Origin of the sequence: Leptolyngbya subtilissima AS-A7, assembly GCF_039962255.1 — a bacterium.
Taxonomy (GTDB): domain Bacteria; phylum Cyanobacteriota; class Cyanobacteriia; order Phormidesmidales; family Phormidesmidaceae; genus Nodosilinea.
Genome location: NZ_JAMPKY010000001.1, coordinates 265,226 through 278,871, shown reverse-complemented (window position 1 = coordinate 278,871; position 13,646 = coordinate 265,226). Strand labels below are relative to the sequence as shown.

Annotated in this window: 9 protein-coding genes; 5 read left to right on the top strand and 4 right to left on the bottom strand. The window is 57.7% G+C overall.

The window, feature by feature from the left end:
* The first annotated feature begins 133 nt into the window (after positions 1-133).
* The 3 genes from NC979_RS01335 to cysC all read left to right on the top strand — a co-directional run bounded on the left by NC979_RS01335 (position 134) and on the right by cysC (position 2,251).
* Positions 134-298, top strand: coding sequence for a hypothetical protein (locus NC979_RS01335; protein ID WP_190523021.1), 165 nt, complete (start codon positions 134-136; stop codon positions 296-298).
* A 419-nt stretch (positions 299-717) separates the two neighbouring features.
* Complete coding sequence (locus NC979_RS01330; protein WP_242024170.1) at positions 718-1,662, top strand: YihY/virulence factor BrkB family protein; 945 nt, start codon at positions 718-720, stop codon at positions 1,660-1,662.
* 37 nt (positions 1,663-1,699) lie between these two features.
* Complete coding sequence (gene cysC / locus NC979_RS01325; RefSeq protein WP_190523019.1) at positions 1,700-2,251, top strand: adenylyl-sulfate kinase; 552 nt, start codon at positions 1,700-1,702, stop codon at positions 2,249-2,251.
* A 198-nt stretch (positions 2,252-2,449) separates the two neighbouring features.
* Here the strand turns inward: cysC and NC979_RS01320 are convergent, their stop codons facing one another.
* The 4 genes from NC979_RS01320 to NC979_RS01305 all read right to left on the bottom strand — a co-directional run bounded on the left by NC979_RS01320 (position 2,450) and on the right by NC979_RS01305 (position 7,668).
* Positions 2,450-2,731, bottom strand: coding sequence for a hypothetical protein (locus NC979_RS01320; protein ID WP_190523017.1), 282 nt, complete (start codon positions 2,729-2,731; stop codon positions 2,450-2,452).
* A 180-nt stretch (positions 2,732-2,911) separates the two neighbouring features.
* A complete protein-coding gene (locus NC979_RS01315) occupies positions 2,912-5,641 on the bottom strand; it encodes an ATP-binding protein (RefSeq protein WP_190523015.1) in 2,730 nt (909 codons plus the stop codon).
* Positions 5,638-6,945 (bottom strand): P-loop NTPase family protein, encoded by a 1,308-nt coding sequence (locus NC979_RS01310; RefSeq protein ID WP_190523013.1) that lies wholly within the window; start codon positions 6,943-6,945, stop codon positions 5,638-5,640. The genes NC979_RS01315 and NC979_RS01310 overlap by 4 nt, the downstream gene beginning before the upstream one ends.
* A gap of 93 nt (positions 6,946-7,038) precedes the next feature.
* A complete protein-coding gene (locus tag NC979_RS01305) occupies positions 7,039-7,668 on the bottom strand; it encodes a DUF1176 domain-containing protein (RefSeq protein WP_190523011.1) in 630 nt (209 codons plus the stop codon).
* A 393-nt stretch (positions 7,669-8,061) separates the two neighbouring features.
* Between NC979_RS01305 and NC979_RS01300 the strand changes: the two genes are divergently transcribed.
* Together NC979_RS01300 and NC979_RS01295 are read left to right on the top strand one after the other, a co-directional pair.
* A complete protein-coding gene (locus tag NC979_RS01300) occupies positions 8,062-12,075 on the top strand; it encodes a PAS domain S-box protein (RefSeq protein WP_190523007.1) in 4,014 nt (1,337 codons plus the stop codon).
* Between the two features lie 179 nt (positions 12,076-12,254).
* A complete protein-coding gene (locus tag NC979_RS01295; RefSeq protein ID WP_190523005.1) occupies positions 12,255-13,601 on the top strand; it encodes a Na+/H+ antiporter NhaC family protein in 1,347 nt (448 codons plus the stop codon).
* The last annotated feature ends 45 nt before the right edge of the window (positions 13,602-13,646 follow it).

The window sequence follows — 13,646 nt, the reverse complement described above, 5'->3', positions numbered from 1 at the left end:
CCCCCTTGGAACCCTGATAAAGGATGGGGTAGTATCGGCAATAACCTTATGCGCTAGGAGGGCTAGGCTCATGTTCCATCTGTACTTTGGAGCGTTTGATATTGTGCTTTATTTGGCGGGTATCTACTCTGCTATGGCCCTATCTAAAGCTCTCTGCGACCAAATGGATGAAACTGAAGCCGCCCAGAACGTGACCACCACGGCTCCTCAGGTTGCCCCCATGCAGGCGATCGCCCCCCACCTAGTAGCTCCCGCCCCCAAGCGTGAGAAAGTCAGCGTCAAAGTATCAGCGAGCTGACGCCAGTCAAAGCCATTCATAGAAGCAAATACGTCTTTGTAGCTCGCTCGGCAGCTGAGTGCGGCGGGGCTGCATTTTGCAGCTCATTTTTGTCAACGGTAGGTGCCCTGAGCTACTGGTAGAAACTGCCACAGTAGATCGTCCTTCCCGGCAGGGATTTGACAATATGGAGCTGTGAGAGCTGAGAGCTACACCCTGTGTTTTCGGGGCTTGGCACAGCCTCTCTGAAAGAGAATTGCCCCAAAACCGAGCAATTTTGTCCTTTAGTGCTCTACTTTTTGTGTTTTGTGCCACTGTAGGTAGCTGGCACAACCCTCTAGCGAACAAATAGGGTCAGTAGAATGAGGAGACAACTGGCGCGGTTAGAGCATTGGCGACGCGCATGGTCACTGGCACACCAATGGATCAACAACGCGGCTATGCTCGATTTTTTTAAGTATCGAGTGGGGCAGTCAGCGTGGACCAAGCTGATCGGCCGCACCCTGATGAAGTGGCAGCAAGACGATTGCCTTGAGATGGGTGCCGCCCTCGCCTACTACGCCCTGTTTTCAATGTTTCCGATGATTTTGGTGTCGTTGAGCATTGTGGGTTTTCTCATTGGCCCCAGCACCGATGCCTACAACGCCGTGCTCCATTTCGCCCAGGAGGCTTTGCCCCCCGACGCCTTTCCCCTAGTGCAGGCCACCCTCATAGAGTTTCATAACGGCAGCACTAGCGCCAGCATCGTCGGTTTTGGCATTTTGCTGTTTACCTCCAGCGGTTTTTTTGGGGCCCTCAGCCGGTCTTTTGACAAAATTTGGCACACCAAGCCCAGTCACCACCGCTTTGACGGCATGGGAGAAGTGGCTTTTATCTTTTTGTGGCGGCGGTTTCTGGCGTTTTTGCTGGTGATTGGGGCCACCAGCCTGATCTTTGTGTCGCTGCTTTCCAACATTGCTATCGGCACCATTACCAAGATTTTGGAAGGGGTGAACGAGTGGGTGACGGTGCTGGCGATCGATCAGGTACAGCTGCTATCGTGGCTGCGGCTAGGCATCTCTTTCGTGACGCTGACGTTGGTGGTCATGGTGCTCTATAAAACTCTGCCTAGCACCCGTGTGGCTTGGCGCGATGTGTGGCTGGGGGCACTGCTCACTTCCGTTCTGTGGCTAATCTTGCAGCAGCTGATCAGCAACAGTGTAATTAGCCTAGGCAGTCAGTTTCGCTCCTACGGGGTGGTGGGTGGGGTCATGGTGCTCATGCTATGGATTTACCTCACCAGCCAAATTTTCTTTTTGGGGGGCGAGTTTACCTACGTCTATGCCCACCAGTTTGGCAGCCGTAAGGGTCAGAAAAAGCTAACGGCCAAGGTAGGGGGCCAGTAAGTGGTTTAATTTATAGAGCAGTTTACGGAATGGGCCAATGGCGACAGCGCAGCGTGGAGTAACGATCTGGTTTACGGGGTTGAGCGGGTCGGGTAAATCGACCATCGCTCGGGCTCTGGAGGCCGAACTGCGCCAGCGGGGTTGCCAGCTCGAGGTGCTCGACGGCGATGTTGTGCGCACTAACCTAACCAAGGGCCTGGGCTTTAGCAAAGAAGACCGGGATGAAAACATTCGCCGTATTGGTTTTGTGTCGCACCTGCTGACTCGCAACGGCGTGGTGGTGCTAGTGTCAGCGATTTCGCCCTATCGCGAGGCGCGGGATACGGTGCGCGATCGCATAGGTGACTTTGTGGAAGTCTTTGTCGATGCCCCCCTCAGCGTCTGCGAAGACCGCGACGTCAAAGGCCTCTACAAAAAAGCCCGCGCTGGCGAGATCAAGCAGTTCACCGGCATTGACGACCCCTACGAAGCGCCCCTCAACCCCGAGGTGCACTGCCACACCGATCAACAATCCGTCGAAGAGAGCGTGGCCCAGGTGATTGACAAGCTCGAAGCCATGGGCTACCTGGCGGCGGCAGCGGTAGCCTAGCCAACGCTATTAGTGACGGCATCCTAGCCTGCCATCAAATTGGGCAATCCGACGGCAGGCTCCCCCGGACTGTAGGCGCAAGTTTCTTTACCGCTATAGCAGTGATGCCCACTATTCCTCACAGAATAATGGGCATCGGGATTAACTAGTGCGAAACAAGATTTTCGAGGAAATTTTGCTCCCTAGCAGAGGTTTGATTTACTCTACCTCAAAGACCTTTTCCACGGCGTCTTTGCGGGTGACGGCCCAGAAGATGCCGGCACTGCCAGGGGCTCTGAGCTTACAGGCCGGGCACTCGCAGGTCGCACCGCCGGCAACCAGGCTAAGATATTTGATTTCGGCCTGGATAGAGACTTCGCTAATGGGCAGCCCCAGCATCTTTTTAATGTGGGATTCTAGGGGGCGACAGGCTCGTCGGGCGTAGCCTTGCCCTGCTCGTTCTGAGTAAATAACGTAATCTGAAAGCCAGGTGTCATTCATACGGCAACTCTATCGGGCGACTTTGCATCCCTCTTAAGGAATAGATTCAGATTACGCCTTAAGGTAGATGCAAATCAATGATTCCCCAAAAAAAGAGCGATATTTTCATTGAGCAGGTGACTTTAAACACATTCAGGCTTCCCCTTGCTGCGTACCAGTGGATAAGCTAAGCACCCAGCGTCACCCCAAAGCTCGGCTGCGCCGCAGTTTGCTGAGCAAGCGCGCAGGCGGTTCCCGACGGGCGTAGCTGACCAGATAGTCATGCACCAGCTGGTAGCGATCGATAGGAATATCGGGCAGCAAAAACACTAGGCCCGAGCCCACCAGAATATCGAGCACTAGGTCGAGCTGGTCTGATTGATAGACGGCACCGCGCAGTTTAATCTCTTCTTCGATGTCTTCTCGGCTGCGTTGGGGGCGATAGGGGCGGCTGTCGCGATCAATATCGGTGAGCAAATAAAGCACCAAGCGGGCCAGATCGGCATTCTCCGCGCCGCAGTCGTCCACAACGGTGCCCAAAAAATTTTGCACCAGGGTTTCTTTGGGAGAGTTTCCCAAGTCAAGGTATTCAACCAGGGTGTTGATCTCCTGGCGCTGGAGCTGAGCCCCCACCACCTGAAGTTCGATTGGGCGCACCTCGCCGATGGGGGTCGATAGGTCAGCCACCAGCTGGTCGATCAGGGCCGTTTCGAGGTAGAAGTGGGCGTCGTCGGTGAGGCGGCGGATTAAAAATTTGGCGTCGGTGGCCTTAAAATTGCCCAGGTAGTAGCGGTATTCTCGGCTGAGAATGTCGTTGTTGAGAATATCGAGGTCAAAGCCGCGCTCAATTTCGAGTAGGTGGTGGAGGTAGTCTTCGCGCAGGGATAGCACCACCTTGAGGTAAGGGGTGTTGAGGCAGTCGAGCAAGAAGGCGTAGAAGTCGCGGCGCTGGGTCAGCTCTACGGCATCGACGAAAAATTCTTCAAACTGATCAAAAATCAGCACGATTTGCCGATAGCTCTGCTCCGTGAGGCGTTTGAGGCGATCGCTCAGGTCGATGGGGTCAATGGGGGCCGCAGGGGGAATGCCGTCGGCCTCGCTGACCTGCTGTAGGGCACGAGCCAGAGCCTGGTTGACCTCATCGGGCCAGTCGCGGTAGCCCTTGACCAGCACCGCTAGGGTCGATCGCCCTTCAGGAAACGACTTGCTCAGGGCGGGCATCAGCCCGGCGTAGAGGATCGAGCTTTTGCCCACCCCCGACGGCCCATGAATAATCACCAGCGGGTAGCGGGCCTGCTCCAGGCGATCGGTGAGGGCATCGACATCGGCCTGGCGACCCGAGGACTGAATTTCGGTGGCCAGCAGCGCCCGGGAAGAGCCCTCGCCACCCCGCAGGGGCTCCTGGGGCTGAATTTCGCTTGCCCCAATAAAGGCGCGCAACTTAAAGCGGGTGTCGACCTGGCGCTGCTTGAGCTTGACCCCAAAGGCGGCGCGGTATTTTTTTTGCTGGTAATACTGCTGCTGCAGCGTTTGCAGAATGCTGCGGTAGAGGGGCAGATCGGTGTTGGGATCGGTATAGGTGTAGGCCGCTTCGAGCAGGGTAGTAGCCGCCTCGGGTTGCACCTGGGCAATGTACACCCGCCCCAGCAGAAAGAGGTACCAACCCCGCTGATACTGATTAGCCATCGCTAGGGCAGAGCGAGACGACTCGGCATCGGATTCGCTAGCGGAACCGGTAGTAACAGCCCCTGCGATCGCCAGAATATTCAACGCCCGCTCAGCATTGGTTTTGGCGGTGGCAGCATCGCCTTGGGCCAGGGCCACCTCCGCCAGGTAGCCGTGGTTGCGGGCTAGGCGAATGGGGTCTTGGCGGTGCAGGGTCAACCCCTCCTGGGCGGTGCGGGCCAGAGCAGTCCAGGCCCCCAGTTTTTGCTGCACCTCCGCCAGGGCGTGAATAAATTTGCCCACCAGGTCGGGCTCCCCCAGGTCGCGAAAAATGCGCAGGCAAGCGGTGAAGTAGCTCTCAGCCTTGTGCAGCATGCGATCGTAGACCACCCGCTGCAGAATGGCCTGGCTGCGACAGGTCGCCCCCAGATAGAAGAGGAGGACAGCTTGTTTTTGACGGGGGGTAGGGGGTGGCGGAGTCAGAGGTGGGGAGGTAGGGGGATGGGCACGGGTGGATTTTTGCCAGTAGTTCAAGCTTTGCTCGAAGTGATAGCGGGCCACATCGAGGTCGCTGCGGCTAAAGGCGTCGCGGCCCTTGAGAAAGTCGAGGCTGGCCGTGAGCTCACTGCCGAGGGTGGCGTGGGTTTGGGCAATGTCGGCCAGGGCAAACTCTAGCTCTGTGCGCAAGGTCGACCCCGGTTGAAAGTCGGTGGCTTCGGCGGGGTGGGGGCTGCTATCCCCCAATGAGAGCATGGTGGCAAATAAGTCGTTAGCGCTGGCGTGGAGTGAGTCGATCAGCTCACCGGGGGGATACTCAAAGGGGATAGGGGCAGCGGCAAAGCTCTTGAAGTCGGGAGCATGGCGGTTGAGAACGGCCAGAGTGCGATCGCTCACCCACAGCACCACCGGAAACGGCAGTGCTTGGGGAAAGGCGTTGCGCCCCAGGTTAGCGGCTTTAAACACCGCCGCAGCATTTTCCAGCTGCTCTAGACCGGTCACCATCAGCGCCGAAGGTAATGGGGAGTCGGGGGGCAGGGTCAACGCTTGGAGCAGAGTAGTGACGTGGGTGGGCAGCGATCGCTCCACTAGGGGCGTATAGGTCTGCAAATGATCGACCATCAGCCGCTGCAAGCGCGAGTAGTTACACCGAGCCAGCACCAGCGAAAAGCGATTGGGCCTGAGGGTAATCGCCCGCTTGAGCTCAGCCAGAGCTGCCCGGTTGTGGGCCACAATGTCACTGGTGCCCAGGCGTTGAAGCCCGCTCATGGTCGACTCTGCTGGGCCAGCCAGCTACGGTAGCGATCGGTCTCGGCCAGCAGGGGGTTAGGGCCGAACCAGCGGCCTTGGGCGTCGCGGTACTCGTACAAAAACAGGCTGCGCACCAAAATGTTGTAATCTTCGTCACCCTGCACATCCTGGCGGGAGACGGCCTGGAGCAGCAGATCCCACTCGTGGTCGCTGACCAGACCCATCAGGCTATCGCGCTCGTTGCGAATCACCGCCTCTAGGGTGTCGCGCAAAAAGGGCGGGTCTTGCTTGCGCAGGCAGCCATCTAGCAGGCGAATTAGGTTGCGCATGTGACCGCCGCTCACCTGACAGAGGCGATCGAGGGTGGCCATCTCGTCGAAGACTTCGCCCACCGCATCGATACGCTGGTTCACGTTGAAATCAGGAAAGGCGCGAATCAGCACCATCTGCCGCAGCAGCGCCATGCCCGCCTCGTCGGTGTTGCCCTTGCGGTCCTGCATTGGCACCATGGGCAGCACCATGGGGTTGGTGCCAAAGCGATTCGACAGCCGCACCAGGTCATTCGAAAACATCAGCTCTAGGGGAATGGTGTAGACCATGTGGCAGTCGAGCTGCCTGAGCTGCTCACCCCGGTCCACAAAAATGTATTCTGACTGGAGCCGTCCCTGGGAGCGGGGGGCGCTGTCGATGCGATCGAGATTATCCATAATCACCACCAAGCGATTTTTGCCCTGCTCTTGGAGGCGATCGTTGGCGGGGGTGAGCAGCTCGTCGTTGATGGCGGTAATAATGCTGCGGGTGCGCGGCTCCAGATACTGTCTGAGCTGGCTACGCATGTCGGGGCTCTGCTTGGCCGAGGCCGTAATGCTGGCAATGCCTGCCGAAAAGCTCACATCGGAGATTTCCATCGGGGTGCGCAGGGTGTCGGCCAGGTTTTGAAACAGGCCTTGCAGGTAGGTGGGCCGGGTAGCAATGCCAAGTTTGTCGAGGTGCTCGCTGATGTTGTGGGCAATGCTGAGCAGAATGTCGGAGATTTCGACATCGGCCATTTCCAAGTCGCGGTCTGACTCAAAGTAGACCACCTCATAGCTGCGCCGCACCAGAGCGTCCTGAAGGCGAAAGAGTTCTGTCGACTTGCCGCAGCCGATGTGGCCGGTAAATAGCTGGGTAGTGGGACGGTTGCGAGCCAGGCGGGCAATTTTGCGCTCTAGCTCTTGAACAATATCGCCACCGCGCACGGTGGAGAAGTCGATGTAGTAGCGCTTACCCCGCAGCGGCTGGGTGGGGTCGCAGGCATCATAAAACTGCTGTAGCTCCAGCATAGGCAACGGCTGTAAGGTTGCCCCCAGGGTAGCGCAAGGGCCGGTAGGCGAAGGTAAAGCTTTAGCGACCGTTATTCTTAGGGTTAAATGAATCTAGGGATAGACCTGGGGATAGTCAGCGGGCTCGACAACCTCCCCGGGTAAGTCGCTGCACTCTTGGTAGCGGAAGGTTTCTAGCTCTAGCTCACCCCCCGACCAGCGGTAGTCGGCCAAGGAGCCACAGTCACCAATGCCCCGCGCTTTACTGAATACCGTCAGTAGCTCTTGGTCGGGGTCAAAGGTGGCCAGGCCGCCCACAGTGCCCTCGCTACTGCGCACAAACTGCCCGGTTTCATCGGGATAAAACACGTCGAGCGACAGCGGCTGCCACGAGCCATCGGGCTGGTAGGCCACGTAGGCGTAGACCGACTGGTAGGCGGCGTTGGCACAGACCAGCTCCACTAGGGCACGGTCATCTAACCGATAAACCCGCGACTCTGCCTGGGCAACCTCGGGCTGATAAAGCCCGTTGCAGAGGTCGAGGCTTTCGACTTGGTCGTAAACGGTTTGCAGAATCACCTCGTCTGCAGGCAGGTTGCTCTCACTATTAGGGTCAGCGGCAGTGCCCGACTCGGCTGGGGTCGGAGATGATGCTTCGGGGGTAGGGGTTGGCGGCGTATTGCAACTGGCGATCGCAATTATCACCAAAGCTGCCATTATGCTCTGGGCGTTAAGTTGTCTCACTCGGTGCTCCTCAGCGCGATCGCCGGTTAGGTTGCCATGATCCTATTTTGCTAGCATTCCCGTCCTGGTAGTAGCTAACTTCAATAGCGGCGCATTCCCTAACCTCAGCCCAATCCTTCTTTAGCGGTAAGCAAAGGCTCTAAAGTACCGTCTGCGGGTGGATTAACGCGATCGGGAAAAGCCGATAAAATTTGAACAAAACTACCTAGCCCTCAAAATTCTGAAGTCTATGCTGTCAACGCGGATACCCTCTTCCCCTTCTCAATTGCAGCCGGAAGCGGGCTACCTCGTTTATACCCTAGGGCAGCTTACAGAGCGTATTCAGAAGCCGTTTGCCGTCGATTTAGGAGTAGACCTTCACACCTTAGAGCGGCGGGGGCATCACTCCCTATAATGGCAAACCTCAATGGCTCTACGAGGCCAACCTACAACCAGCGCACCGTTCTCGTTCTAGATCGGGTTTACGGCAGAGCCGATATCTATCAGCAGCTCTTGCAGCAGCATGGCGAACTGTCGTATCAGGTTGTAGCTCAGCTGTATGACGGCCCGATCTTAGACCTGTGTCAGACTCAGCAAGTCGATGGCATTCTTCTAGAGTCTCACCATCCCGACAGTCGCAGTTTTGAGCTAGTGCAACACCTCCGAGCCCAGCTGCACCACCAATGCCCACCGATTATTGTGATTGGCGAGAACGATGCCAATGTGGCTATCCAGGCGATGAAACTGGGGGCGATCGACTATCTGTGCCGCAGCGAGTTTACCGTCGATCAGCTTCAGCGGGCTCTCGATGCGATGATGCCCTGCACCCACCCAGTCACCTACCCCAGACCGCAAGATCGAGAACGGTTTCTGGCTGTGGGGTCAGATTTGCAGGCGATCGCCGGCTATGACGGCTATTTTCGCTGGGTGAGCCCCACCTTTGAACAGGTGCTGGGCTGGACGACCGCCGAAATGACCGCCCGCCCCTGGGTTGACTTTATCCATCCAGACGATGTTGCCCCCTCGATCGCAGCGGCCGACACCCTGCTCTCTGGCGGCGAAATTTTGGCCTTTGAAAACCGCTATCGCCATCGCGACGGCACCTATCGCTGGCTGCGCTGGCGCTGTCAGCTGGACGCTGAGCAGCAGGTGAGCTACGGCACCGCCGTTGACATCAGCGCGCTCAAACAGTCTGAGGCTGCTCTCGACAACAGCAACGACGATCTAGTTGAGCAATCGCACGTTTTCGACGCCATGCTGTCGGCTATCAGCGATTTTGTCTATCTCTTCGATCGCGACGGCCGCTTTGTGTTTGCCAACCAACCCCTGCTCGATCTGTGGGGATTGTCGTTAGAAGATGTTGTCGGGAAAAACTTCTTTGACCTCAACTACCCCGAGGCGTTAGCGGCTAAATTTCAGCGACAGGTTGAGCAGGTGTTTACCACCGCCCAACCCGTCAGAGATGAGGCCTCATACACCAGCCCGATCGGTATCAGTGGCGTCTACGAGCACATCTTCACCCCGCTGTCTGACCCAGACGGCTCAGTGCAAGCGGTGGTGGGCTCGACCCGCAACATTACCGAACGCCAGCGCACCGCCACCGCCCTGCAAGAGAGCGAAGAACGGTTTCGTCTGATGGCTAATACGGTGCCAGAAGTAATCTGGATTACCGACGCCGCCGGTCGAGTCGAGTTTGTCAACCAGCAGTGGAGGAACTATACGGGGGCCGATCGCGAGCCAACCACAGCAATCGAGGCTCTGATCAGCTGCGTCCATCCCGACGACGTGACCATGACGCTGAACACGTTCAACCAAGCGTTGGAGAGCGGCAGTTTGTTCAAAACTGAGCACCGCATTCGCTCAGCAGCCGGTTTCTACCACTGGTTTTTGATTCAGGCCGAACCCTACCGCGATCCGCAGACTGGCCGAATTGTGCGCTGGTTTGGCACCCTAGTTGACATCCACGATCGCAAGTTAGCCGAAGCCGCCCTAAGCGCCTCGGAGACCAAATATCGATCACTGTTCAACTCCATGGACGAAGGCTTTTGCATTTTGCAGATGATCTTCGACGAGCAAGAGCGGCCCATCGACTACCGCTACATCGAGACCAATCCCGTCTTTGAGCGGCAGTCGGGGCTAGCCAATGCCCTCGGCAAGACCATTCGCGAGCTAGTGCCCAATATTGAGTCCTTTTGGTTTGACATCTTCGGCCGAGTTGCCCTCACCGGCGAACCTATGCGCTTTGAAGACCAGGCCCAGTCAATGGGTCGATGGTTTGACGTCAACGCCTTTCGCGTCGGTGCCCCCCACGAGCGCAAAGTGGCCGTGCTCTTCCAAGACATCACCGGAGCCAAAGAGGCTGAGGCCCGACTGCATCGAGCCGCCAAACTAGACGCGTTTCGAGTCACCCTAGCCGATGCGCTGCGAGTGCTGAGCGACCCCCTTGAGGTGCAAGCCACCGCCTGCCACCTGATTGGCGAAGAGCTAAACGCCAGCCGAGTCTATTACTACGAATACAACGAAGCTACCCTCATGGGTACCGTTCACAATGACTATAGACAAGCCGGTGAGCCCAGCCTAGCAGGGGTTTACCATTTTGAAGATTTCTCAACTGTGCACACGCTGCTGCGCACAGGGCATCCGCTGCTGCTGGCCGACGTGGCCAACACCACGATGCTCACCCCGGCAGAACAGGCCCAGTTTAAAGAGTTAGGCATGGCGGCGGTGGTCTCCATTCCCCTGGTCAAAGACTACCAGCTGGTCGCGGTATTTAGCGTCGGTCAGTCGGTTCCCCGCGACTGGACGGCCCTTGAAATTTCGTTGATTCACGAGACCGCCGAGCGCACTTGGGCTGCCGTCGAGCGCGCCCAGGCCGAAGCGCGACTGAGCCAAAGCGAAGCCCAGTTTCGTCTACTCGTCACCGCTAGCTCAGATACGCTCTATAAAATGAGCGCTGACTGGAGCGAGATGTACAGCATTGATGGCCAGGCGTTTCTGCCCAGCACCGATCGCCCCAATCGCTCATGGCTAGACACCTACATTCCCCAGGGCGATCGCCCGCGAGTGCAGGAGGCCATTCAGCAGGCCATTGGCGACAAGCGCCCCTTTGAGCTAGAACACGAGGTGTTGCGACCAGACGGTACCGTGGGCTGGACTGTGTCGCGGGCGGTGCCGCTACTCAACGAGCACAATGAAATCGTTGAATGGTTTGGAGCGGCCAGCGATGTCACCGAGCGCAAGCAGCTGCTAGAGCGAGAGCAGACGGCACGAGAAAATGCGGAGCGGGCCAACCGCACCAAAGACGAGTTTTTGGCGATTCTCTCCCATGAACTCAGGTCGCCCCTCAACCCCATTTTGGGCTGGGCTAAACTGCTTCAGACTAATCAGCTCGATGCCGAAAAGACCCGTCGCGCCTTGTCAACTATCGAGCGCAACGCCAAGCTGCAAACCCAGCTGATCGACGACCTGCTCGATGTGGCTAAAATTCTGCGGGGCAAGCTTGAGATTAGCGATGTTGCAATCAATTTAGCCTCGGTAATTGAGGCCTCTACCGATGTGGTGAGAACCGCTGTGCAGGCCAAAGCGATCGCGCTGCACACCACCCTAGCCGACGATTGCTTAGTCAGAGGAGATAGCGCCCGCCTCCAGCAGGTGATCTGGAATCTTTTGTCTAACGCCGTCAAATTTACGCCTCAGGGCGGGCAGATCGAGCTGTGCCTCGAAGCGGTGAACGGTTGCGCCCAGGTGACCATCACCGATACCGGCAAGGGCATTAGCCGCGAGTTTTTGCCGCAGCTCTTTGACTCGTTTCGACAGGAAGATGTGTCGATTACTCGCCAGTACGGCGGGCTGGGGCTGGGGCTGTCGATCGTTAAGTACTTGGTCGAAGCCCACGGTGGCAGCATTGTCGCCGATAGCCCAGGCGAGGGGCAGGGGTCAACCTTTACCCTGCGGCTGCCGCTGATGACCGATGCCGCCGTTCCACCTACTGAGGACGCCCGTCTGCCCACCGTCATCGACCTAACGGGCGTTAGAGTGCTAGCCGTGGACGACAGCCAAGACAGTCTCGATTTGATTACTACGGTGTTGAGTCAACATGGGGCCGAGGTGCGAGGCGTCACTTCGGCCCATGAGGTGTTGCCCCATTTGACCAATTTTGAGCCCGATGTCTTGGTCTGTGACATCGCCATGCCCGACATGGATGGCTACACCCTACTGCAACAGATTCGCCACTTACCGGCCGAATATGGCAGCCAAGTACCGGCGATCGCCGTCACCGCCTTTGCCCGCGAGGAAGATCGCCACCGCGCCCTGGCCAATGGCTTTCAGCAACATATGACTAAACCCATCGAGCCCGAAAGACTGCTGTTGGTGGTGACAGAACTAGCTATAGCCAGCCGTGCCGCTCACAGTGAGCTTTTAGAGTGAGGCAATCACCCCCACTTAACTCAAAAGCTGACAGCAGATGGATCAGAGCAAAGGTTTTAGCAGCGGCGATCGCCATCGCCCATCGACAGCATCGATAGTCAGGATAGATGGAAGGTTTTGCTGGGGCGATCGCCCTTCGCTAGGGTGTAAAGCAGGCTGTTTTCGGTGAATCCCCTGCTATGGATATTGGACTGGCCTTTGGGCTGTCGTTTGGGTTGCTGCTGGTAAGTGCGGTGCAGGGCATATTTATCGCCTATCCGCTGCTGCTGGCCATGGCCTTGTTTGTGGGGGTGCTGCGGCGGCGAGGCTTTTCGCTACAGGCGCTGGTGACTATGGGGTGGACCGGCAGCCAAAAAGCCCTACCCGTAATTGGGGTGCTGCTCATTATTGGTGCCGTCACCGCCAGCTGGATGGCGGCGGGCACGGTGCCGACGCTGGTTTACTACGGCCTCCAAGTGGTAACGCCTCACAGCTTTGTGTTGGTGGCCTTTGGGCTGGCTAGTGCTGTGTCGCTGCTGCTGGGCACCTCCTTTGGCACCGTGGGCACTGTAGGGGTGGCGCTGATGATCATGGTGGCGGGGGGCGAAAACAGCGGGTTTGATCGCCACCTGATTGCCGGAGCAATTATTGCTGGAGCCTACGTAGGCGATCGCGCCTCACCGATGTCCTCTAGTGCGCTGTTGATTGCCGCCATCACCCGCACCGATCTCTACGACAACATTCGCCACATGTGGCGCACCTCGCTGCTGCCTCTGGGGCTGGCGATCGCAATCTACGCTGGCTTTGCCGAGTTTGCCCCAGTTCCCCTAGCCGAGTCCAACCTGGTGGCTGATCTGGCGGCCGAGTTTCGCCTGGGTCCGGTGGCGCTGCTGCCAGCAGGGGTCATGGTGGTGCTGTCGCTGCTGAAGGTACCGGTGCAGCGGGCCATGGTGGCCAGCACTGCCACGGCGATCGCCCTGGCGATTGCCTATCAGCACTACAGTGGGTGGCAGGTGCTGCAATATCTGCTCACCGGGTTTCACCTAGAGGCTGACTCGCCGCTCAGCGCTATTGTGCTGGGTGGCGGCGTGGCGGCAATGCTGCGGGTGTCGCTGGTGGTAGTAATCTCGACCGCCTTTGTGGGCATTTTTGCTGAAACCCGGCTGCTACACCGGCTGGAGCGATCGCTAGAGCGGGTCAAAACACCCGGCGATCGCATCTGGGCCACCACCGTGATTGGCACCCTCTCAGCCGCCTTTGGCTGCACCCAAACTATCGCCATTTTGCAGACCCAACAGCTGCTCGGCCCCACTTACCACCGCACCTCTGTCCCACCCCCTGCCCTAGCCCTCGACCTAGAAAACACCGTCGTGGTGATCTCCCCATTAATTCCTTGGAACATCGCTGGGCTGGTTCCCGCCACCATTTTGGGAGTGAATGCGGGGTTTATTCCCTTTGCCTGCTATCTCTACCTGCTGCCGCTGATGGGTTTGGCCTGGGTTAAGGGGCGATCGTCGCTGTGTGAAAACCTAACAACCCGTTGCTGAGTCTAAGCGCTTTAAGGGGGATGTTTAGCTTTAATTCTCTTTGCC